Genomic DNA, 21,078 nt, shown 5'->3' on the forward strand with positions numbered 1-21,078 from the left:
CTATGGCTACACCCCTGTCATCTGCGGCGTTCATCGCGGCCCTGCGCGCTGAGGGCCTGCGCGTCATCGAGACGCCGGGCTGGGCCACCCACAACCGCAACCACATGGGTCTCTGGGGCCCGCTACACGGTGTGATGATCCACCACACGGTGACCTCCGGCACGGCCGCCACGGTCCGGCTCTGCCGGGACGGGCACAGCGCCCTGCCCGGCCCCCTCTGCCACGGCGTTATCGCCAAGGACGGCACGGTCCATCTCGTCGGCTACGGCCGTGCGAACCACGCGGGCCTGGGCGACGGCGACGTCCTCCAGGCCGTCATCGCCGAGGCCGCGCTGCCCGCCGACAACGAGGCCAACACCGATGGCAACCGCTACTTCTACGGCTTCGAGTGCGAGAACCTCGGCGACGGCAAAGACCCGTGGCCCGCCGCGCAGCTGGAGGCGATAGAGAAGGTCGCAGCGGCGGTCTGCCGCGCGCACGGCTGGGGCGCGGCCTCGGTGATCGGACACCTGGAATGGCAGCCGGGCAAGGTCGACCCGCGCGGCTTCACGATGGCCAGCATGCGCGAGCGGATCGCCGACCGACTCGACGCGGGGAAGCCCAAGCCCCCGGCCAAGCCCACGCCGCCCCCCGCGAAGCTCGAACCGTTCCCCGGCGCCGCCTTCTTCGCGGTCGGCCGGCGCAGCGCCGTCATCACCGCGATGGGCAAGCGGCTGGTGGCCGAGGGCTGCGGCCGGTACGCCGTCGGGCCTGGCCCGGTGTGGTCGGACGCCGACCGCAAGTCCTACGCCGCCTGGCAGCGCAAGCTCGGCTACTCGGGGAGCGACGCCGACGGCACCCCCGGGCGCACCTCCTGGGACCGCCTCAAGGTCCCCAACGTCTGACCCGACTTGGAGGACCATCACGGTCTTCCATGCATCTGACCTGCACCAATGAAGGGATTCATCATGAGGATTTCCAGCTTCGCGAAGGCCGTCGCCGCTGGCGTCGCCGCCGGTTCCGCAGCCCTCGCCACCGCCGTCCAGGACGGCTCGTTCACCACCGGGGAGGGCGTCACCGTCGCCCTGGCCATCCTCGGGGCCCTGGGTATCACGTACGCGGTGCCCAACAAGCGGCCGGCCTGATGGGCACAGCGCCCGACCCGGGCGTGTACATCAGCCCGGCGCAGACCTATCAGGAGGTGAGGGACCTGGCCCGCACGGTCGACCGGATCGAGTCCAAGCTCGACGGCATCCTCGACGAGAACAAGGACATCCGATCCGACGTCGCCGACCACGAGACCAGGCTCCGTGTCCTGGAACGCGGACGCTGGCCGCTGCCCACCCTTGGCGTGCTCGCCGGAGTAGCGGGCACCGCCACCGGCCTGATCGCGCTCTACCGCTGACCTGCACGCACCGCGCCCCTGCTCTCCCACGGGAGGGCAGGGGCGCTTTCGTATACCCGCGGAGCCGACCGCAGGCGAGTACGGTTCTGGTGTCGAAGTCAGAACAGGAGCCAGTATGCACGCTCTGCCGCATGACCACACCGGCGCGCGAATCAAACGGCTGCGCCTCGAACGGCATCTCACTCAACGGGCCCTATCCGACCTGTCTGCGGTGCCATACAGCACCTTCACCAAGACCGAACAAGGCGTCCTGCCCGCCACCCCTCACGTCATCGCCAGCCTGGCGCGCGCGATGCGTGTCGAAGTCGCCAGCATCACCGGCCAGCCCTACTCCACGGAGCTGCGGGCCGATGAACTGGACGTGCTGATCCGGCCGATCCGTGAAGCGCTGGACGTCTACGACTTGGGCGCCGACCCCGACATCACGCCACGCGCTCACCAACTGCTCAGCGACGACGCGGAGGGGCTACTCGTCTCCGTTCGTGCGGGGGAGATCAAGCAGGCCGCGAGCCAGGTGGCCGGCCTCATCCAGGAAGCGACCACCGCGGCGCACTCCGCTGGGACCACGGAGGGCTGGCTGCTGCTGGCCAGTACCTACCGGACCGCATACGACGTCGCCTCGAAGCTGGGCTTCGGAGATCTTGCGACGATGGCTCTGTCCCGCATGGACTGGGCGGCACAGCGCGGATCCGACGCGGTGATCGGCGGCATGTACCGATACATGCGTGCCCTGACCTATCTCCGCGATGGCCAGTACCGCACAGGAGAACGCCTGGTGAAGCTCGGCCTGGCCACGCTGGACCAGGCGGACCCAGGGCGAGAGCGCGACGTCGTGACCGGCCAACTCCACCTTGGCGCGGCCGTCATGGCCGGTCGCGCGAAGGACCAGGACCGCGCCGAGGGCCACTTGGACGAGGCCAAAACGATCGCAGACCGAACCGGCGAGGCTGTCCCCGTGCACTGGCTGGCCTTCGGCCCGACAAACGTAGCGGTGCACCGCGTGTCTGTCCTCGCCGAACTGGACGAGTACGGGGCCGCAGCAGAAGCCGGTCAGAACGTGGTTTTCCCCGAGAACTGGCCAGCGTCCCGGAGGAGTCACCACCACGCCGAAATGGCCCGCGCACAGATGTGGACCGGAGACATCGACCGAGCTTTCAAGAATCTGTTGTCCGCCCGGAAAGCCGCACCTCAGCAGGCTCGGCATCACCCGACTGTCCGCGAAACCTACGCGGGACTAGAAGCGGCCAAGCGCCAACTGCCAGACAGCTTCCTGTCCTACGGCTCTTGGCTGTCCGTCTGACGCTCCGTGAAGCTTTGGCCCTGACTATCACCAAGTCGTGATAGTCAGGGCCTTTCCACAGCTCCAACATGGCTCCACTCGTCCACGAGCACATGGAGCCGACCATGTCCACACCCTCACCGATGGCCACACACGGCGCAATCGCCCGGTGGCTGACGTCCTCCAGCCGCGCCCCCGCCGTCGCCCACGAGGCGTGGCAGAACGACCGCCCGGCCATGCTCCGCACCGGCCGCCCCTACGACGCCGTCCGTATGCCGCGCTCGCTGGTCCACGCGGCGGCCGAGAGCAGCGCCCCGGATGTCGTGGCCGCCATGCTGGCCGAGGTCCTCGACGGGCCGGTGATCTGCCACCCGGGCGCCTGGTACTACGCGCTCGTTCCCCCAGAGACCTGCCGATCGTGGCGGGCCGCAGAGGCTGTGGTCCGCGGCCCGGGTGCCTGGCTCGGCATTCCCCGGCCCGACCGTACGGAGCCGACACCGGTCACCCCGTACTGGGCCGTGCCGGTGGAGCAGGTCGGGAAGCTGTGCACCGCCGAGGCCGTGGCCGAGCTGCTCCGGGTCGGCCGGGCCCGGCTCGAAGGCGCTTCCTTGTGATCGCCGACGAGACGCCCCGTACCCACATCCCCTCGCTCTGCTGGATCGAGCGGCCGGACGACGTACTGCACTGCACCGAACACGAGCAGCACGACGGCGACCACTACCACGCCTACACCCGCCTCTTCTGGCCACGCCAGGCGGGTGAGACACAGTGACGGTCACCAGGACCCGCGCGTACACCACGCCCGCCTGCACGATCGACGAGCACGGCGAATGCCCCGGCCCCGGAGAGACGCGGCTGCCCTGGCAGACCACCACCCAGCCGGCCATCGAAACTCGTCACTGCGCCTGCCCCTGCCACCGGAAGGACGGAAAGGGTGGCGATGACGAATAAGTCGATCCTCCTCCGGTCCGTCCGGTGGCTGCTGAGTCCGGATCCCGAGCGCGGCGCGACGCATCGGATCGTCTACGACGCGCAGTGCGAGACGTGCGAGGAATCGGCGGACACGTCGATCGGATCCCGGGTGGCGCCGGAGGTTTGGGCGCTGACGCATACCGGTCGCCACCCCGATCACAGGACTTTCATAGCTACGCAGCGAACCGTGTGGCGTGCCGCCCCTGCGACAGGGCGGGGCGGCCGGGACCTCGGCGACGTCGAAACCCTGATCGAGCGCACGCGGGACGGTGCGGGACCGAAATCCGTGCGCCATCAGCGTGCCGACTGGAACCGCCGGGTGCGGGACTGGGCGAACCTGCATGGATTCTTCGTCAGCGCCGGCGGGAGTATCCCGCACTCAATCGTGGCCCACTACCTATCCGTCCACCGCGACGACCCTCCGCCGGAGGCGACGTGACGCAGCACACCAAGGACGCGTACACGACGATCGCAAGGTGCTGCGCGGGCGTGTGGCTGCTGATCGTGTCGCTCGTCGCAATGGTCCTGGCAACCGCCGCATGGCTGGTCCGGGACTGACACACAGAACTCCGCATTCCCCGCCCCCGTGGGAGTGCGGACAGGGGCAGGGCCGGCGCATGTCACGGCCGTCGGTCCTGCCCCGATAAAACTCCCCGCGCACAGCACGCGACGTGTGGGCGAGGGGGCGCCGGCCCCAGGCGCTTCCCAAGAACCGGACTGCAAAAGGCAGTCCAAGAGGTACCGGAGGATGAACGAATTGGTCGACTTCAAACGCAAGGTCGGCACCGCTGGCGCCTCGGATGGGGTCTCCGTCCGGAAGGACAAGTCGGCCAAGGCCGCGACGCCGGATCCGAGCGGAAACCGCGCGGAGCGGCGGGCAGCCGACAAGGAGGCCAAAAAGAAGAAGTAGGGGACCCGCTGACCCCCGCCCCGGCCGGCCGTATCCCAGCAAGGAGACCGGCCGGAGCGGCTGCACCACCCATCCACCAGAACAGGAGGCACCCCATGAGTATCACCACCGAGGCACCCGTCACACGGGACGCCCGCGACCTGCTCACCGCCGAGGAGCTGACGGCCGTCAGCGCCACCGTCCAGCTCAACAACCCCGGCATGGCTCTGAGCGTCGCAGAGTCGATCGTCCTGGAGGCCCTGAAGTTCGAGGCCGCCTGCGCCGCGCACCCCACAGCCCGCCTCAAGCCGTCCCGCGTAGTCGACGAGGGCTGGCACGCGCTGATCCTCCACACCCGCGTCAAGGCGAAGCTGGCCGAGCGACTCGGCCTGTTCGTCCACCACGTCCCCGAGGCCCCCGACACCGGCCGCCACGACCCGGACGCCCTGGCCCGCACCCAGGCCGCGATCTCGGCGGCCGGCTACACCCCCGTACCCGCCATGTGGACCGGCCCGAGCGACACCAGCATCCCCGTCGCCGCCAGCTGCGAGCACTCCCCGCCGCCGCCCGAGGGATCGTGCACCGGCGACTGCTCCAACACCGGCCCGAACTGACGTCTCATAGCGCCGGGCACTCCGGCGGCCCTACCGTCAGAGGATGGAGAACGAGTCCGACATGGGCGAGTGGATCAACCCGCGATATGCCGAGGTGATGGCCCGCTACCGGACCGCGAAGTCCGCGGCCGGTGAACCGAAGCGACGCAGCGGCTGGTCGAAGCGACCGTACGGTGACCCGTTCGTCATCGTCGTCGACCCGACGACCCTGGCGCCGTACACAACGGGCCGCTGAATACCGCTCCGGCCGGCGTCACGGCGCCGGCCGGGGCTCTTCTCTCACAAGGTGCGCGAGGGGCACGCCGATCGCGTCGGCGATCCGGATCAGGGTGTCGAGCAACGGAGACGAGTGACCCTGCTCAATCCGGTTGTACTGCGCGAGCGTCATTCCGGCTCGCAGCGCAACCGCCTCTTGGGTGAGGTTCGCGTGCAGCCGTGCGGCGCGGATCTGATCGCCGATCTCCCGTCGGCGGGCGAGCACGCGCTCGGTCGGGCGGGGAGATGGCACCTGCCCACGTTCCCCGCCGCAAGATCACTTGTCTTTACGATGCATCGCATAATGTTTGATCTTGATCACTAGGGGTATCGGCCACGGGCGACTCCCCACCCTGAATGTCCGCCCAACACCGCGGCGGACCGAGGGGGCAACGGTAGGCATCTCGCGCGAGGTCAGCCGATCCACCCAGATGGTGGAGCCGACGTCCCTGGGTCGCCCTGCGCTCCGTCTTGGAGCGCAGGGCGATGAAGTACGGACCATCGGTTCTCCGTCAAAGTTCACAGAGATAGGCCAAGTGCCTTTCCCTACTTTGGTTCAAGCGGAGCAGGGGAAACGCAGGTCAGCACATCGCTCAGACACGCATACCTTCTAAGCACTTGGCCGCAGGTTCGAGTCCTGCCGGGGGCGCTTTTCTACGCGCGGTGCACGGCCCTCCCTCAGGGAGGGCCTTTCCGCAGGTCCGAGGCACCCTAGCGGGCCTGGCGTAGCGCTGACGTAAGCACCGGTACCGGTCCGAACTGCCCGACCGGGCGGTGGATTTCATCGCTCGGCCGGTACGGGACCCCGCAGCTGGGTACCACCGCGTCGGCCGTGCCGGCCGGATGGCGGGCGCGGGCGCGGGCCGAGGAGGAATCCCCCTCTGTGGCGAATGAAATCACATTATGCGTAGCGGATTACATATTCCTCTGGCTAGGAAATGCCATATGTCACATTGATTCCCGGCGTGCGCCGGGGCTTTCTTCTCGCGTGAACGCCGTATTCACCGATATCGCGGACCCGTACGGATGACATGCGCTCTTCCCCTCTTCCCCGCGTGCTTTCCGAGGTGCCATAAAGGGCGGGGGAAATTCCCCGCCAAGGAATGAGGGAAGCATGCGTAGATTGCGTGGCAAGGCAGGGGTTCTCGCGGTTCTCGCCGTACTCGCGGTCGGCGGTACGGGAGTCGCCTCGGCCGTACAGACGGACGGTTCCGGCTCCGGTTCCGGCGAGCCGCACGTCGAGTACACCGGCGTCATCAAGGGCCCGGAGAACGCGAACGTCCACAAGGCCAAGCGCCTGAACGCCGAGGAGTGGGGGCTGATCTACAACACGGAGACGGTCCATCTGAAGTGCAAGAGCCGCGGCGGCGGACACACCTGGTACCAGCTCGCGGGGCAGCCGGACAGGTGGATCGTCGGATTCAAGCTCGAAAATCTCACCCCCGGAATTCCAAACTGTCTGTGACGGTTCCGGGAAACCACTGAACATATGCGGCCGCGGCGGCACACTTCAGTGATATGCCTCCACGGCCGTGCTGGATCACCGGGTGTCAGGTGCCCGGTGATCCGGCGATTCCGGCGATTCCGGCAGTACCCGCGATCAGACAAAGACGAAGAAGACAAGGGAGAGCGAGGATCACAAGTGATACGGCAGAAGACGGCGACGGCGTACGGCGCGGTCCGTACCCTGCGCAACGTCCGGCTCGGCGCCGGCGGCCCCATGTGCGACGTACGGATCGAGGGCGGGCGCGTCAGCGAGATCCACCCCGGCGGCACGGTGACGGCACCGCGAGGCGTTGGCGGGCCGGACGTCGATCTCGACGGCCGTACGCTGCTGCCCGGCTTGTGGGACGCGCATGTGCATATCGTCCAGTGGGCCGTCGCCCGCCGCCGTCTCGATCTGGCGGGCACAGGCTCGGCGCGCGCCGCAGCGGAGGTCGCCAGGGAACGGGCCGCGTCGATGGGCCCCGGTGAACTGCTCGTCGGCTACGGCTTCCGGGACGGGCTGTGGCCGGACGCACCCCACAAGGATCTGCTGGACGCCGTGCTCCCGGACCACCCGGTGCTCCTCGTCAGCGCCGATCTGCACTCGGCCTGGCTCAACTCCCCCGGGCTCGCGCTTCTCGGCAGGGGCGACCACCCCAACGGGCTGCTGCGCGAGGAGGAATGCCTCCGGGCCACCGCCCAACTGTCGTCCGTGACCACCGAGATGAGCGACGCGTGGGTCCGGGAGGCGTGTGCCGCGGCGGCACGGCGCGGCATCACCGGCATCCTGGATTTCGAGTACGCGGACAACGTCACCGACTGGACCCGCCGGATGACAACCGGTCCGGCGGCTACAGCCGCGGTCGGCGGCGATACGTCCGGCCTCCTGATACCGACACCGACCCGGCCCCCGATACCGATACCGGCCCCGATACCGGTCAGAGTGGCCGCCGCCGTCTACCCCGAGCATCTGGACGCGGCCATCGGCAGAGGGCTGCGTACCGGCGTCGCGCTGCGTGAGGTCCCCGGCGGGCTGCTGGAGACCGGCCCGCTGAAACTGTTCACCGACGGCTCACTGAACACCCGAACGGCCCTGTGCCACGACCCGTATCCCGGCATGCCGTCCGGCGGCCCCGGGGAGTACGGGCTCGCCCAGGTCACTCCCGAGGCGCTGACCGCCGTGATGCGCCGGGCCGCCGCACACGGTATCGAGCCCGCGGTCCACGCCATCGGGGACCGCGCCAACGAGATGGCGCTCGACGCCTTCGAAGCCGTCCGCTGCCGGGGCAGGATCGAGCACGGCCAGCTCCTGCGTCCCGAGGACATACCGCGCTTCGCGGCTCTGGACGTCACCGTTGGTGTACAGCCCACGCACGCGGTGGACGACCGGGATGTCGCCGACCGGTACTGGCACGGCCGTACGCACCGCGCCTTCCCGTTCGCGGATCTGCTCGCCTCGGGGGCCGCGCTGGAGCTGGGTTCCGACGCGCCCGTGGCGCCGCTCGATCCCTGGCGGAGCATCGCGAACGCCGTCGCCCGTACCGACGACGCCCGCCCCGCCTGGCACCCGGAACAGCGGCTGTCCGTCGCGCAGGCCCTGGCGGCCTCGGCCCGCGGACGCCGTTCCGTACGGGTCGGGGACCGCGCCGATCTGGTGGTCGTGGACGTGGATCCGCTCACCGCCGACTTGGCCGTGCTGCGCGACATGCCGGTGTACGGAGCGATGCTCGCCGGTGCCTGGACCCATCTCGCCGCCTGAGCCCCGCCCCTGGTGACGGCGCGTACGGGCAGGGCCGGAGAGCCGGCCGGGTCGTATCGTGGAGAGCGTGGCGGGCCGCCCCGGGGGGCACAAGGGGGCCTCGCGCCACGCCCCGGCCTCGCGACACGGCCCGGTCGCCGCGGTCGCGTCGGTACGTCCGCTCTGGTGGGCCGTGTCGGCCCTGCTGGTGGCGGCCGCCGTGGTCGTCGCGCTCACCCGGCGCCACGAACTGGTCAACGCCGTAGATCTCATCGATGACGTCCGGCTGCCCAGGCTGCTGGTCGCCGCCGGGTTCGAGGCGGCTTCCCTGGCCTGTCTGGCGGCCGTGCAGCACTGGCTGCTGAGCGCGGGCGGTGCGCGGATCCGGCTGCGGGTCGTCGGCGCCGTCGTGCTGGCGGCCAACGCCATCGCTGGGGCGCTGCCCGGTGGGGCGGCGTTCGCGGCGGCGTGGGTGTTCCGGCAGTTCCGCCGCCGGGGCGCGGGGCAGGTCCTCGCCGGGACCGTACTGGTGGTCGCGGGGCTGCTGTCCGGGCTGAGCCTCTTCGTACTCCTGATGGCGGGCGTACTGGCGGCCGGTTCATCGGGCCCGGTGGCCGGGGTGCGGCCCGTGGTCATCGGGCTCGCCGCGGTGGCGGTTCTGGTGGTGGGCGTGGCGGCCGGCCTGTTCCGGTTTCCCCGGGTAAGGCGCAGGGCCCGTCGGGTGTGGCGGCGGATCGGACTGCGTTCCCGGCGGCTGTGGGACATCGAGCAGGCGCTGTCGCATCTGGCCCGTCAGGTCCGTACCACCAGGCCGGGGATACGCCCGTGGCTATGGCCGTCGTCACTGGCAGTGCTCAACTGGGGCTTCGACCTCGCGTGTCTGGTCGCGTGTGTGTGGAGTCTCGGGCTCGCCGTACCGTGGCACGGCGTTCTCGCGGCGTACGCGCTGACGCAGTTCGCGGGAAGTCTGCGGCTCACGCCGGGCGGTCTCGGCGTGGTCGAGACGAGCCTGACAGCGCTGCTCGTGCTGTACGGGCTGAGAGCGGAGCAGGCGATCGCCGTCACCCTCCTGTACCGGGTGCTGAGTTACTGGGTGCTCCAGCCGGTCGGCTGGGCGAGCGGGCTCGGACTGACGCTGAGCCGTGGCCACGCCGGACCCGATGCCGACACCAGCCCCACCGCCGGGCCCGACACCGGCCCCACCACCAGGCCCGGCACCAGCCACACCACCGGGCCCGACGCCGGATCCGACACCAGGTCCGCCCCCGAGTCCGCCCCCGAGTCCCTCTCCGACAAGGGGCCCGACGGCGAATCCACCCCCGACAGCCGCGCCTGACCTGGGCATACCTCTCAAGATGCTCAATTCCACCCAGTGCGGCTACGCTTTATGCGGTGGCTTGACCGAACGACAGGCCGGACCGGTGACAACTCCCCGTCCGGCATCCCGCGCCACCGGCAGGATCGGCCGCCCCGGCCGCCATCGACGCCTCCCGGGCCCGAGCCGGGGCCCTCCTCCCACAGGAAGAGGAATCGAAACATGAAGTCCTCCCGCATGCGTCACACCGTCGTGGCCGCTGCCGCCGCGGTGGTCCTCCCGGTCTCCCTGGGTGTCACGGCACCCCAGGCCTTCGCGGACCCCTCCGCGCCCGGCACCCCCACAACGCCGAGCGCGCCCGTGACACCCAGCACGCCCACGTCGCCCAGCGGGTCCACGTCACCGAGCACCTCCGCGTCGCCGAGCGAGTCGACGTCACCGAGCACGTCCACCTCGCCCAGCCCCTCCACCTCGCCGAGCAAGACCGCGGTGCCCAGCGCGGCCGTCCCGTTCGGTCCTGGCTGCTCGTCGATCCCGAAGACCGGCACCGGCAGCTTCGCCCAGATGGCCAAGGAGCCGGTGGCGACGGCCATTTCACACAACCCGGACTTCGCCACGTTCGTCGCCCTGGTGAAGAAGGCCGGGCTGACCAGCAGGCTGAACACCGCGAAGGACGTCACTCTCTTCGTGCCGACCAACGAGGCGTTCAAGAAGCTCACGACGGCGCAACTCGACCAGATCAAGAACAACGAGGCGCAGCTCAGGAAGGTCGTGAAGTACCACGTGGCGGAGAAGAAGATCGCCCCCGATCTGCTCCCCAACGGCGTCTTCTCGACCTGGGAGGGCACGACCCTCTCCACCTCGGGATCCGACCGGACGTTCAAGGTGAACGACACGGCGAAGATCCTGTGCGGCAACATCAAGACGGCGAATGCCACGGTGTACACCATCGACACCGTCCTGACGCCGAAGTAGCGCGTCACCGAAGCAGCGCGCAGGCCGTGCCGCCCCCATTCCACACCGGAGAGGAGGCGGCGAGCGGAATCGCGTAACGGAAAGGGGCGGGCCCGCCGAGCGGGCCCGCCCCTTTCGTCGTGATGATGACGCGTCAGATGCCCGCCGAGGCCATTTCGATGGCGGAGCGGTAATTCAGCGCGGTCGCCTTCACACAGGCGCCATACGTCCGGTCATTGGCGACCACGAGGAAGTAATCGCGCAGATTCTTCCAGTAGTTGACGAGATAGCCCAGCCCCGGAATGAAGCCCGCGGGCCGGGGTACGAGGGCGAAGGCCTCGGAGCACTTCAGGATCTCGCCGGTGGCCGTCGAGAGGATGGCCGCCACATCGCTGTTCATGTTCCAGCCGGCGGCCAGCGAGTCGTTCCAGATGGCGCCGGCGATCTGACGGAGCCGCTCCTGCTCCTCCGGCGTGGGATCGCTGCTGAACGCGATGCTGTCCGAGGTGGCGGCGCGCGCGACCGGCGCCTCTGGTGCCCCGGCCGCCGCTTGGGCCGCTCCCGCCGTGCCGACGGACAGGACCGCCCCGGCGGCGATCAACGCCACCGCCGACGCCCATCGGGATAATCTCCGCTCAACCATGTTCTCCGCCTCTCCCCTGAAGCTGACCCAAGGTCCACGGTGGTGCTGGAACTCGTCCGGTCGGACGCTGTCGCGCCGAGCCTCCCGTTTCCGCCTCAGGGCCGTCAACGGCGCAGATCAAGCCGCGTGGCGGTCCGCAATCGATCGAACATCTGTTCTATGATTCCCCCGGCCCGCCCCGTTACACGTCCTTGATCAGGGACGTTGTCCGGGCGCCCACCCCAACGCCATGCGCTCCGGAGGAATCATGCGACCTGTTCCCGCCCCCGCCCGTCTCGCTCCCGTCCCTCTCCCCGCGCCTCCTGTGCTTCCCGTACTCCCTGTGCTTCCCGTGCTTCCCGTGCTTCCCGTGCTTCCTGTCGCGGCCGTCGCGGATCTGTCATCACGACCGTCACCGAGGTGGGGCGCATGAGTCACGGTCACGTCAAGACCCTGCCGCCGTCGCTGCGGGTATGGGCGGAACGCGTCGTCGGACCCCTCTCCGCCGTACGGGACGCGTCACATCCGCGCGAGACCTCGCGGGTCTGGGATGTCACCGGCAGCCGCGGCCGGCGCTTCTTCATCAAGCAGTCGGCGAGTGCGGCGTTGTACGAACGGGAGACCTTCGGGTACCAATCCGCCGTACCCGCCCTGGGATTCGGCCGCGCCCCGCGGCTCGTGGAGACCGACGCCCGGCAGCTCGCCCTGCTGCTGACCGCGGTGCCGGGCACCCCCGTATCGCGGCTGACCCTCTCGGGACCGGAACACCGTTCCGCGCACCGGCAGTTCGGGGCCCTGCTGCGCCGTCTGCACGGCACGGACAAGATGCCGGGCGCCGGCCGGCGGGAGGCCCGGGGCGCGCTGGAGCGGCTGGCCGACGACGCCGAGTACCACCTCGCGCGCGCCGGTGACCTGATGTCCGAGAACCGGCGCGCGCTCGTACGCCGCTCGGCCGACCACGTACGGAAACTGACCGATCTGCTCGCCCCCGCCCATATCCATGGCGACGCCCAGGAGCGCAACGCCCTCTGGACCGGCCCGGCGGTGCCGGGGCAGCGGGCGTCGGCATGGCCGGCACCGGGACAATCGGCATCGGGACAGCTGGCCGTCATCGACTTCGAGCGGTCCCGGTACGCCCCCGCCGTACAGGACTTCGTACGGCTCGCCTGCGGCCCCTGGCAGGACCGCGACGATCTGCGCGCCGCGTTCTTCCAGGGGTACGGCCGCCCGCTGAGCGACGCCGAGCGCCAAGCGCTGCCGTGTCTGGCGGCGCTCGACGCCGCGAGCTGTCTCGCGTACGGGCCGGACCATGGCGAACACGACGTCACGGCCCGGGGGCTCCGTACGCTGGCCCGCCTGGAGAGCGGCGCCTGGGGCACGTTCGTATGACCGGACGGCGTACGGGCACGACCAGCCGGCGCGTGGGTACGACCGGACGGCGTACGGGTACGCCCGGACGGCGCGCGCGTGGAGCCCGCCGCCGCTACGGCTTGCGCGCCACACCCGCGTAGATCGAGACCGCCGCATCGGTGACGCCGTCCCCCGGTTCGTCCTCCGGGCGCCAACGGTGCGGCACCGCGAGGCCGGGCTCGACGAGTTCCAGCCCGTCAAAGAAACGGAGCACGTCACTCCGGGAGCGCACCTGGGCGGGGATACCGCCGCGGTGGTAGACGGCGATCACCCGCTCCCACATCTCCGGCGCGAAGTCCGGAGTGCAGTGGGAGAGGACCAGGTAGCTCCCGGAGGGCAGCGCGTCGACCAGACACCCGACGGTCTCGTACGGACGGAACTCGTCCGGCACGAAATGCAGCAGCGCGTTGAGGGACAGTGCGACCGGGCGTGTCAGATCGATCGTCCGGTGCAGCCGCTCCGACTCGATGATGCTCTTCGGGTCCCGGACGTCGGCGTGGATATACGCGGTACGGCCCTCGGGCGTGCTGCGCATCAGGGCCTCGGCGTGCCGCAGGACGATCGGGTCGTTGTCGACGTACACAACACGGGAGTCCGGGGCGGCCTCCTGGGCAATCTGGTGGAGGTTGGGCCGGGTCGGGATACCCGTACCGATGTCCAGGAACTGCCGGATGCCGGCCTCGGACGCGAGCCAGCGGGTCGCCCGGTGCATGAAGTGACGGTTCGTCTGCGCGCAGATCTTGACGGTGGGGAAGACCGACTCGACGGTGGCCGCGGCCAGTTGGTCGGCTTCGTAGTAGTCCTTGCCGTTGAGGTAGAAGTCGTACATCCGGGCGGGGTGGGGCTTGGTGGTGTCGATCTCGTCTACCGACGGGTGGTCGAGGTCCGTCATGCGGGGCCGTCCATTTCTGACTCGTGGGGGGATTGCTGGGGAGGCTGGGGGGTAGTGGGGCGCGCCCGGCGGGGGGGATGGCGGCTACAGCAGGAAGTCGGCGAGACCATTCTTGGCGCCCGCGACGAAGTCGGCCATGGCGGCCGCGGTGCAGATCAGGGTCGGCCCCGACGGATCCGCGGACTGGCGGATCGCCACGTGCTCGCCGTCCACCTTCTTCGTCTCGACGCAACTGCCGCCGTTGGGACCGCTCCACGGCTTCTCCCAGCCGTCGGCTCCCAGTTCGTCGGCCGGCATACCGTTGAAAATCTCCCGCATTAGAGCTCCTTGCGTATCCCTAGGAGAAAAGCTCTGGTTTCGTCAACGGGTGCCGCCCGGGCGGACATATTGTCCAGGACTTCCAGATAGGCGGCGATATCGGGGCGCTGATCCATATAGACGGCGCCGGTCAGATTCTCGGTGTAGACGACATCGGGCAGTTCGGGTATATCGAACCGGAAGAGATGGAACGGTCCGAACGCCCCGAGATGCGGCCCGATCGCGAACGGCATGATCTGCAAGGTGACGTTGGGGATCGCGGTGGCTTCCAGCAGCCGGTCGACCTGCCCCCGCATCACCTCCGGATCGCCGACGGGTCTGCGCAGGACCGCTTCTTCCATCAGAATCCACAGAAAGGGCGCGTCCGCCTTGGTGAGCAGCTGCTGACGCTTGACGCGCAGCGCGACGCGCCGCTCCAGCTCCTCGGCGTTACGGTGCGCGCCCGCCCGCAGCACGCCGCGGGCGTACTCCTCGGTCTGCAACAGGCCCGGCACATAGTGGGGTTCGTACGTCCTGATCAGACTGGCCTGGTCCTCCAGGCTGATGTACGCGCTGAACCAGCCGGGCAGCGCGTCCCGATAGCGATGCCACCAGCCGGGCTTGTTGGCGCCCTTGACCAGCTCGGCGAACTCCTCGGCCTCGCTCTCCGTGACTCCGTACGCCCGCAACAGCAGCAGGACATAGGGGAGTTTGAGGCTGACCTCGGAATTCTCCATACGCCGAATGGTCAGCGGAGCGACATCCAGGACTTTCGCCGCCGCCTCACGGGACACCCCCGCCTTCTCGCGGAGCGCCCCGAGCCGCTTGCCCAGAACGATACGCAGGACGGTGGGCGCGGTTCCCGGACGAGCCTCACTCATGCGGGGTCTCCTGACGTCGACTCATCTCACAAAGTCTGACAGGTGAGTGGTGCTCTATCCAGAGAGATGTGGAGCATTGTGAAATTATCAGAACGATCGGTTGCGGCCTGTGACCGCCAGCGCTCATAGTGAACGCGTGGCTCACATCACGGATCACCGTGCACACAAGCAACCCCAGCCCCTCGCCGGGGAGTTACAAGCGCGTGCTCGGCACCCCTGGGGTGCCTGGTGTGCCTCGGTCAGCCGACGGGACGAGGGAACCGGCCCCGGCCTCCGTACGCGTACGCACAGTCACGACACCTACGGTCATGACGCGTACGGGTACGAGACGTATGGGCACGAGGCGTACGGACACGACGCGTACCGGCACGACACGTGCGGGCATGGCGCGCACGGCCACGACGCGCACAGACACGACGTGCGCGAACACGGCCGGCACGCGGCGTACAGAAGCGCCTTCACGCTCCCCAGCAGACGGGACTCCGTCGCCAGAGCGCGGCACTGGCTCCGTGATGAGCTTCAGCGGTGGAGACTGCACACGGATCTGTGCGATGTCGCCGTCCTCGTCGTCTCCGAGCTGTTCACCAATGCCGTGCTCCACACGGCCAGCGCGCTGATCAGCTGTGAGGTGCGGCTCCTGGCCGAGCATGTACGGCTCGACGTCCACGACCAGGGCGCGCGGGACGGAGCGCCCAGCCCCCGCAGCCCCGACTCCCGCGCGGAGAACGGGCGGGGACTGCTGCTGGTGGAGAGTCTGGCCGAGGCATGGGGCGTCGGATCCCGCGAGGGCGGGGTGGGGCGCACGGTCTGGGCGATGCTCCCGCTGAGTCACGGGTCCGGCGTCTGAACGGAACGTCGGGCCGAGGGCTGTCGCCGGTCCCGACCGGCAGTACAGGGGTCTGCCGATCGGGCCGGTTCAGCCGGGCCGATCCGGCCCGAGCCGGACTCGGCCCGGCCCGCGGCGGCTCACGACAGCGCGGCGCCGACCACCAGCGCGAAGGCCGCGACGGAGAAGAGCGTGCGGATGAGGTGGAAGGTGTTCCACCGGGACTCGAAGGCCGCGCGCGCCACACTGTCGGGTGAAGAAGTGGCCGATGCCAGCGCGTTGTTGAGCGGGACGTTGCCGCCGATGGTCACCAGGTGATTGAGGACGGCGCAGACCAGTCCGGCCACCAGGAGCCAGCGCTGCGTGTCCGAGCGCCCGTCGACGGGTACGGCGAGCGCCGCGGCCGGGAACGCCACCACGGCGAGGAAGGTCAGCAGGAAGACCGGGCGGGGCACATACTCGTTGACCCGGCGCATGGCCGCGACGAACTGCTCGTCGTTCAGCCGGCCCAGGGCGGGCATGATGCCGGTCTGGAAGATCAGAAAATACCCCGCGAACAGACCCGTGGAGATCGCGGCGAGAGCGAGCAGCAGAGTGGCCATGCGCACATCATGGCGCACGAAAAGGCTGACAGGGCGGGGTTCTTGAGCGCTTCTCGATCACGCTCTTGAGCGCTTCTCGATCACGCCGATCGATCGCCGATCAGGCACCGCCATTCGCCGCCGATCACCCAGACTGCGGGAGTATGGGCCGGTTGTGGAAGCTCTGGCATGGAGTCGCCACTCTCCGTACTGGCACTTGTCACGGTGAGCAATGATGTGCGTACATGGAGTGGCGTACGGCTCCGAGGGGATGGCGGGGGTGGTCAGCCGTGGCAGAGGTTTCGGGTTCTGTGCTCAACAGGTCGACATTACCGGTGGGCGGAGCGCGGGAGGACGTGGGGGACACGCCCCATCCGCCCGGCCGGCCGATCCAGGGTGTGCGGGAGGTGACGGCGACGTTGACCGCCCTGGTCCGTTCCGCCCGCCAGGAGTTGCTGATCTTCGATGACCCGGGCAGTTGTCTGGGGCAGTGCATTCCGGAGCAGTTCCTTGAATTCGCGGGCGCCTGTGTGCGGGCGGCGGGTGAGCAGAGCTGGCATGACAGCGGCCCGGGAGGCAGAGCGCGGGGCCGGTCGAGCGCGGTCGGCGTCCGCAGGATCGTGCCGCGCCATGGGCTCGCCGGGCTCTCGTACCCACTCCCCCGCGACCTGCCGGGCCGGGCCAGACAGACGGACTCCATCCCGTTCAAGATGATCCTGGTGGACCGCTCGGTCGCGGCGGTCCCGCTCGATCTCCAACTCCACTACCACGGGCTGCTGTTGATCCGCGATCCAGTGGTCGTCCAAGCCCTGGTCCGTACGCACCAGACGTGGTGGGACACGGGCGAGGAGCTGCCGACCGCCGCGCTCCCCTCGCCCGGGGGGCTGCCGGGACATCTACGGCCCGTCCTGGAGGCGCTGCTCGCCGGGCTCACCGACGAGACGGCGGCGACACGGCTGGGCATGTCCAGCCGTACGTACAGCCGTCGGGTGGGCGATCTGCTCACCGCCCTCGGCACGACGAGCCGCTTCCGGGCGGGTGCGGAAGCGGCTCGAAGAGGGTGGATCTAGGCCCTGTACATCCTTAGCCCTGGCTAAGGGCTTGCAGGGAAGCAACACCTTGATTCCCTGCAAGCCCTTAGGAAACAACGTCCTTACGGGAGAAGCCCCGGAAAGCCAGCGCGAACAGCACCACGGCGTAAGTCACCGAAATCGCCGTGCCCTTCACCATGCCGCTCCACTCCAGCTGGGGTTGGAGCGCGTCCGCCCAGGCGAACTGCCAGTGTGCCGGCAGGAAGTCCCGCCAGGAACCGAGCGCCGTCACGGCGTCCAGCACATTACCGATGATCGTCAGCCCGACCGCCCCGCCGACCGCTCCCAGGGGTGCGTCGGTCTTGGTCGACAGCCAGAAGGCGAGGCCGGCGGTCACCAGTTGGGAGACGAAGATGAACGCGACGACGAGTGCCAGCCGGGGCACCGCGTCGGCGGTGGCCAGGGAGCCGCCCGTCGGCAGTTCGAGCGGCCCCCAGCCATAGGCCGCGGTGCCCGCCGCCAGGGCGACCAGCGGCAGCAGCAGCATCGCTGCGGCGCTCATGCCGAGCGCCACCGCCAGCTTGCTCCAGAGCAGCCGGGCCCGTGGCACGGGCGCGGCGAGGAGATACCGCAGCGAGGACCAGCTCGCCTCGGAGGCGACCGTGTCCCCGTGGAACAGCGCGACGGGCACCACCAGCAGAAAGCCCGCGGAGACGAAGAGGCAGGTGGCCGCGAAGTTGGCGCCGGAGGCGGTCGCGGTGTCCATCAGGGTCACCCGGCCGTTCTGACCGCCGGCGTCCGGGGTGCCGCCGATCGCGAAGGCGACGATGAGCACGAACGGCAGCACGGCCAGCAGGATGCCCATGGCCAGCGTCCGTCTGCGCTTCAGCTGCCGCAGCGCCTCGACCCGCAGCGGCAGGGTGCGCCGGGCCCGGTAGCCGGGGGCCGATTCCATCAGCGCGCTCATGCGGAGCCTCCTGAGATGAGGGTGAGGAACGCGTCCTCCAGGCGGCGGTGCGGTCCGACACCCGTCAGCGGGACGTCCAGCCGGATCAACTCGGTGACCAGGGCGTTGGTGCTCGCCCCGTCGAGCCGTACGAGCAGACCGAGTCCGTCGTCCGTGCGGACCGCCGAGCCGATGCCCGCCAGCGCGGCGATCTTCTCGACAACCGGCTCCGGCACCTCCTCGGCGGTGGTGACGAGCAGGGTGTCGCCCGCGCCGGTGATCTCCGCGACCGGGCCGGCCTGGACGAGCTGCCCGCGGTGCATGACGACCAGATGCGTACAGGACTGCTCGACCTCGGAGAGGAGGTGGCTGGAGACGATCACGGTCCGGCCCCCGGCCGCGTACCTGATCATCACGTCCCGCATCTCGCGGATCTGGGGCGGGTCGAGACCATTGGTCGGTTCGTCGAGGATCAGCAGATCCGGCATGCCGAGCATGGCCTGGGCGATCGCGAGCCGCTGTCGCATGCCCTGCGAGTACGTGCGTACGGCCCGCGCGAGCGCGTCGCCGAGCCCGGCGATCTCCAGGGCCTCCTCGATATGGGAGTCCTCGGCGGGCCGGCCCGTGGCCCCCCAGTACAGCTCCAGGTTGGCCCGGCCCGACAGATGCGGCAGGAAGCCCGCGCCCTCGACGAACGAGCCGACCCGGGAGAGCACCGGAGCACCCGGCCTGATGGCGTGTCCGAAGACACGGATCTCGCCCGCGTCGGGGCTGATCAGCCCCATCAGCATGCGCAGGGTGGTGGTCTTGCCGGCACCATTCGGCCCGAGAAGACCGAGGACCTGGCCCTTTTCGACCTGGAAGGAGAGATCACGGACGGCGTAGCGGTCGGCGGCCCCGGCGTACCGCTTCGTCAGCCCGGTGATCCGCAGCGGCACCTCGGCGAGCGCGGGATCGGGCGCTGGCGCGCTGGTGCGGCGCCGGGCGGTGAGCAGCAGTGCGGCCGCGATCAGTACACCGGCGGCCGGCAGCCCCCACGTCCACCAGGGCAGCGCGGTGGATCCGGTGGTGAGCGCGGGCACGGTCGGTACGGTCAGCGGGCCGTCGACGGAGACCCGGTAGGTGGCCGGGGCGGCCGGTGAGGCATAGCCCAGGTCGGTGGCGGAGAGGACGACCCGGAGCCGGTGTCCCGGGACGACCTGATGGTCCACGGCGGGCAGCGTGAGCTCCACCGTCCTGCCCTTGCGCGCGTCCTCGACCCGTACGGGCGCGACGAGCTGCGAGGGCAGCACCTGCTGGCGGCCGTCGGGCCCGACGTCGTACACCTTGGCGAAGAGCACCGCGTCACCGCTGTCGGAGGTGACGGTGGCCCGGATGGTCGGCGAGCCGGTGATCCGCAGTGACCGGTCGAGCGGTGCGGAGTCGAAGCGCGCGTGCTGTCCGGGGAAGTCGAGGGAGAGCCCGACGCCGAGCGTGGAGAGCTGGGAGAGTCCGCCGCCGACGCCCGGCACGGCGGAGATGGCCGGCGGGCTCCCGCCCGGCGGGTTGGCGAAGGTCTGCGTGCCGCCGTTGAGCGGGACGCTGATGGTGCCGCTCTCCAGGCCGGGGTAACGGTCGCTGCTCGCGCCCCGCAACAGGGCCTGCCCGTCGGTGGAGTCGACGCCTCCGGTCCGGCTGACGCGGAACGCGGGGCCGGTGTCCGCGCCCTTGTCGTCCTTGAGGTAGCGGTCGAACCAGGAAGTGATCCGGCTCTGTACCCGGCCGCTCTCCTGGTCACCACCGTCGTGTCCGCCCGCCATCCAGTCGACGTCGACGGGTGCGCCATTGGCGCTGATCGCCTTCGCCATGGCGTCGGCGTGGCCGAGCGGGAAGAGGGAGTCGGTCTGGCCCTGGACGATCAGCGCGGGCACATCGATACGGTCACCGACGGCGGACGGGCTGCGCTCCTCCAGGAGCTTGCGGGCGGCCGCGTCCGGCGTGCCGGAGACCGCGACCCGCTGGTACATGTCGCACAGCTCTTTCTGGAACGTCTGGCAGCCACCGCCGGTGGAGAAGAAGATCCCGGCCCAGAGCTTCTTGAAGACGCCGTCGGGGAAGAGCGCGTCGGCGAGGTTCCAGTACGTGATCAGCGGGGCGATCGCGTCGACCCGCTTGTCGTAACCGGCGGCGAGCAGCGAGATGCCGCCACCGTACGAGGCGCCGGTCACCCCCACTCGGGGATCGCCCTTCGCGTCGAGCCGCACCTCGGGCCTGGCGGCGAGCCAGTCGATCATCCGGGAGACGTCCTTAACCTCGTGATCGGGGTCATTGAGCCCAATCTCGCCGGTGGACTTCCCGAAACCCCGCGCCGACCAGGTCAGCACCGCGTACCCGTCCCGGGCGAGCTTCTCGGCCTGGGTCCGTACGTCGTCCTTGCTGCCGCCGAAGCCGTGCCCGACCAGCACGGCCGGCCGGCGCCCGCTGCCCGCGGTGAAGTACGAGGTGTCGATCCGGGCGCCGTCCATCGACAGCACCTGGTCCGTACGGTGCACGGCGGGCGCACCGTCCGAGGCGACGGCGGTCCAGGTCCCGGCTCCGACGAGCACGGCGGCGACGCCAAGGCCCGCGAGCCATCGCGCGCGCAGCCGAAACCGGCGGGGGGTTCGTAGCTCCATGCTTGAACCCTAAACGGGCCCCGGACCCGGCCGTACTGACACCGGTCGGAACT

At 69.8% G+C, this 21,078-nt stretch carries 27 protein-coding genes; 18 read left to right on the forward strand and 9 right to left on the reverse strand.

What is annotated here, in order from left to right:
* The first annotated feature begins 2 nt into the window (after positions 1 to 2).
* From IF11_RS0117155 to IF11_RS40900, 11 genes are all read left to right on the forward strand, one after another.
* Positions 3 to 884, forward strand: a complete 882-nt coding sequence (locus IF11_RS0117155; RefSeq protein ID WP_030352478.1) for a peptidoglycan-binding protein — start codon at positions 3 to 5, stop codon at positions 882 to 884.
* A gap of 63 nt (positions 885 to 947) precedes the next feature.
* Positions 948 to 1,124 (forward strand): hypothetical protein, encoded by a 177-nt coding sequence (locus tag IF11_RS41320; protein ID WP_165840702.1) that lies wholly within the window; start codon positions 948 to 950, stop codon positions 1,122 to 1,124.
* A complete protein-coding gene (locus tag IF11_RS0117165) occupies positions 1,124 to 1,384 on the forward strand; it encodes a hypothetical protein (protein WP_030352479.1) in 261 nt (86 codons plus the stop codon). Before IF11_RS41320 ends, IF11_RS0117165 begins: the two co-directional genes overlap by 1 nt.
* 115 nt (positions 1,385 to 1,499) lie before the next feature.
* Entirely contained in the window at positions 1,500 to 2,684 is a 1,185-nt protein-coding gene (locus IF11_RS0117170) for a helix-turn-helix domain-containing protein (protein WP_030352480.1), read from the forward strand.
* Positions 2,685 to 2,788: 104 nt separating this feature from the next.
* Positions 2,789 to 3,277 (forward strand): hypothetical protein, encoded by a 489-nt coding sequence (locus IF11_RS0117175; RefSeq protein WP_133243333.1) that lies wholly within the window; start codon positions 2,789 to 2,791, stop codon positions 3,275 to 3,277.
* A complete protein-coding gene (locus IF11_RS40885; RefSeq protein ID WP_157848437.1) occupies positions 3,274 to 3,435 on the forward strand; it encodes a hypothetical protein in 162 nt (53 codons plus the stop codon). Before IF11_RS0117175 ends, IF11_RS40885 begins: the two co-directional genes overlap by 4 nt.
* Positions 3,436 to 3,603: 168 nt before the next feature.
* On the forward strand, positions 3,604 to 4,074 hold the full coding sequence (locus IF11_RS0117185) for a DUF7848 domain-containing protein (RefSeq protein ID WP_478212552.1): 471 nt from the start codon (positions 3,604 to 3,606) through the stop codon (positions 4,072 to 4,074).
* Entirely contained in the window at positions 4,071 to 4,193 is a 123-nt protein-coding gene (locus IF11_RS42720) for a hypothetical protein (RefSeq protein WP_276311384.1), read from the forward strand. Before IF11_RS0117185 ends, IF11_RS42720 begins: the two co-directional genes overlap by 4 nt.
* Before the next feature lie 190 nt (positions 4,194 to 4,383).
* Positions 4,384 to 4,545: a hypothetical protein gene (locus IF11_RS40890; protein WP_157848438.1), complete on the forward strand. Its 162-nt coding sequence runs from the start codon at positions 4,384 to 4,386 to the stop codon at positions 4,543 to 4,545.
* A gap of 95 nt (positions 4,546 to 4,640) precedes the next feature.
* Positions 4,641 to 5,138 (forward strand): glycine-rich domain-containing protein, encoded by a 498-nt coding sequence (locus tag IF11_RS40895; RefSeq protein ID WP_030352483.1) that lies wholly within the window; start codon positions 4,641 to 4,643, stop codon positions 5,136 to 5,138.
* A 43-nt stretch (positions 5,139 to 5,181) separates the two neighbouring features.
* Entirely contained in the window at positions 5,182 to 5,373 is a 192-nt protein-coding gene (locus IF11_RS40900; protein WP_133243332.1) for a hypothetical protein, read from the forward strand.
* Between the two features lie 18 nt (positions 5,374 to 5,391).
* On the opposite strand, the gene IF11_RS0117210 is transcribed toward IF11_RS40900, so the two are convergent.
* Complete coding sequence (locus IF11_RS0117210) at positions 5,392 to 5,646, reverse strand: helix-turn-helix domain-containing protein (RefSeq protein WP_030352484.1); 255 nt, start codon at positions 5,644 to 5,646, stop codon at positions 5,392 to 5,394.
* Positions 5,647 to 6,507: 861 nt separating this feature from the next.
* Here IF11_RS0117210 and IF11_RS0117215 point away from each other — a divergent pair.
* The 3 genes from IF11_RS0117215 (at position 6,508) to IF11_RS0117225 (ending at position 9,952) form a co-directional block, all read left to right on the forward strand.
* Positions 6,508 to 6,858: a hypothetical protein gene (locus IF11_RS0117215; protein ID WP_133243233.1), complete on the forward strand. Its 351-nt coding sequence runs from the start codon at positions 6,508 to 6,510 to the stop codon at positions 6,856 to 6,858.
* Positions 6,859 to 7,035: 177 nt separating this feature from the next.
* The gene (locus tag IF11_RS0117220) at positions 7,036 to 8,637 is read left to right on the forward strand and encodes an amidohydrolase (RefSeq protein ID WP_425315194.1); all 1,602 of its coding nucleotides are present in this window, start codon (positions 7,036 to 7,038) and stop codon (positions 8,635 to 8,637) included.
* A 67-nt stretch (positions 8,638 to 8,704) separates the two neighbouring features.
* Positions 8,705 to 9,952, forward strand: coding sequence for a lysylphosphatidylglycerol synthase transmembrane domain-containing protein (locus IF11_RS0117225; RefSeq protein WP_240627639.1), 1,248 nt, complete (start codon positions 8,705 to 8,707; stop codon positions 9,950 to 9,952).
* A 221-nt stretch (positions 9,953 to 10,173) separates the two neighbouring features.
* On the opposite strand, the gene IF11_RS42105 is transcribed toward IF11_RS0117225, so the two are convergent.
* A complete protein-coding gene (locus tag IF11_RS42105; RefSeq protein ID WP_051746002.1) occupies positions 10,174 to 10,524 on the reverse strand; it encodes a hypothetical protein in 351 nt (116 codons plus the stop codon).
* Between IF11_RS42105 and IF11_RS42110 the strand changes: the two genes are divergently transcribed.
* On the forward strand, positions 10,511 to 10,906 hold the full coding sequence (locus IF11_RS42110) for a fasciclin domain-containing protein (protein ID WP_051746003.1): 396 nt from the start codon (positions 10,511 to 10,513) through the stop codon (positions 10,904 to 10,906). The two genes, IF11_RS42105 and IF11_RS42110, sit on opposite strands and share 14 nt — an antisense overlap.
* Positions 10,907 to 11,039: 133 nt before the next feature.
* Here IF11_RS42110 and IF11_RS0117235 read toward each other — a convergent pair whose 3' ends face one another.
* Entirely contained in the window at positions 11,040 to 11,492 is a 453-nt protein-coding gene (locus IF11_RS0117235) for a hypothetical protein (protein WP_240627638.1), read from the reverse strand.
* Positions 11,493 to 11,936: 444 nt separating this feature from the next.
* Between IF11_RS0117235 and IF11_RS0117240 the strand changes: the two genes are divergently transcribed.
* Entirely contained in the window at positions 11,937 to 12,896 is a 960-nt protein-coding gene (locus IF11_RS0117240) for a phosphotransferase enzyme family protein (RefSeq protein ID WP_030352490.1), read from the forward strand.
* A gap of 94 nt (positions 12,897 to 12,990) precedes the next feature.
* On the opposite strand, the gene IF11_RS0117245 is transcribed toward IF11_RS0117240, so the two are convergent.
* The 3 genes from IF11_RS0117245 to IF11_RS0117255 all read right to left on the reverse strand — a co-directional run bounded on the left by IF11_RS0117245 (position 12,991) and on the right by IF11_RS0117255 (position 14,987).
* Positions 12,991 to 13,809 (reverse strand): SAM-dependent methyltransferase, encoded by an 819-nt coding sequence (locus IF11_RS0117245; RefSeq protein WP_030352491.1) that lies wholly within the window; start codon positions 13,807 to 13,809, stop codon positions 12,991 to 12,993.
* Positions 13,810 to 13,893: 84 nt separating this feature from the next.
* Complete coding sequence (locus IF11_RS0117250) at positions 13,894 to 14,127, reverse strand: DUF397 domain-containing protein (protein WP_030352492.1); 234 nt, start codon at positions 14,125 to 14,127, stop codon at positions 13,894 to 13,896.
* Positions 14,127 to 14,987: a helix-turn-helix domain-containing protein gene (locus IF11_RS0117255; protein ID WP_030352493.1), complete on the reverse strand. Its 861-nt coding sequence runs from the start codon at positions 14,985 to 14,987 to the stop codon at positions 14,127 to 14,129. Before IF11_RS0117255 ends, IF11_RS0117250 begins: the two co-directional genes overlap by 1 nt.
* Positions 14,988 to 15,123: 136 nt before the next feature.
* Here IF11_RS0117255 and IF11_RS40190 point away from each other — a divergent pair, with 136 nt between their 5' ends.
* Positions 15,124 to 15,834 carry an ATP-binding protein gene (locus tag IF11_RS40190; RefSeq protein WP_157848439.1) on the forward strand — a complete coding sequence of 237 codons (711 nt, stop codon included), beginning with the start codon at positions 15,124 to 15,126 and terminating at the stop codon, positions 15,832 to 15,834.
* Between the two features lie 119 nt (positions 15,835 to 15,953).
* Here the strand turns inward: IF11_RS40190 and IF11_RS0117265 are convergent, their stop codons facing one another.
* Entirely contained in the window at positions 15,954 to 16,415 is a 462-nt protein-coding gene (locus tag IF11_RS0117265; protein ID WP_030352495.1) for an anthrone oxygenase family protein, read from the reverse strand.
* Positions 16,416 to 16,801: 386 nt separating this feature from the next.
* Between IF11_RS0117265 and IF11_RS0117270 the strand changes: the two genes are divergently transcribed.
* Entirely contained in the window at positions 16,802 to 17,464 is a 663-nt protein-coding gene (locus tag IF11_RS0117270) for a helix-turn-helix transcriptional regulator (protein ID WP_240627637.1), read from the forward strand.
* Between the two features lie 67 nt (positions 17,465 to 17,531).
* Here IF11_RS0117270 and IF11_RS0117275 read toward each other — a convergent pair whose 3' ends face one another.
* On the reverse strand, positions 17,532 to 18,392 hold the full coding sequence (locus tag IF11_RS0117275; RefSeq protein ID WP_030352497.1) for an ABC transporter permease: 861 nt from the start codon (positions 18,390 to 18,392) through the stop codon (positions 17,532 to 17,534).
* A complete protein-coding gene (locus IF11_RS0117280) occupies positions 18,389 to 21,025 on the reverse strand; it encodes an alpha/beta fold hydrolase (RefSeq protein ID WP_078490738.1) in 2,637 nt (878 codons plus the stop codon). Before IF11_RS0117280 ends, IF11_RS0117275 begins: the two co-directional genes overlap by 4 nt.
* Positions 21,026 to 21,078: the final 53 nt, after the last annotated feature.

This window comes from Streptomyces scopuliridis RB72 (genome assembly GCF_000718095.1).
In the GTDB taxonomy this organism is placed as follows: domain Bacteria; phylum Actinomycetota; class Actinomycetes; order Streptomycetales; family Streptomycetaceae; genus Streptomyces; species Streptomyces scopuliridis.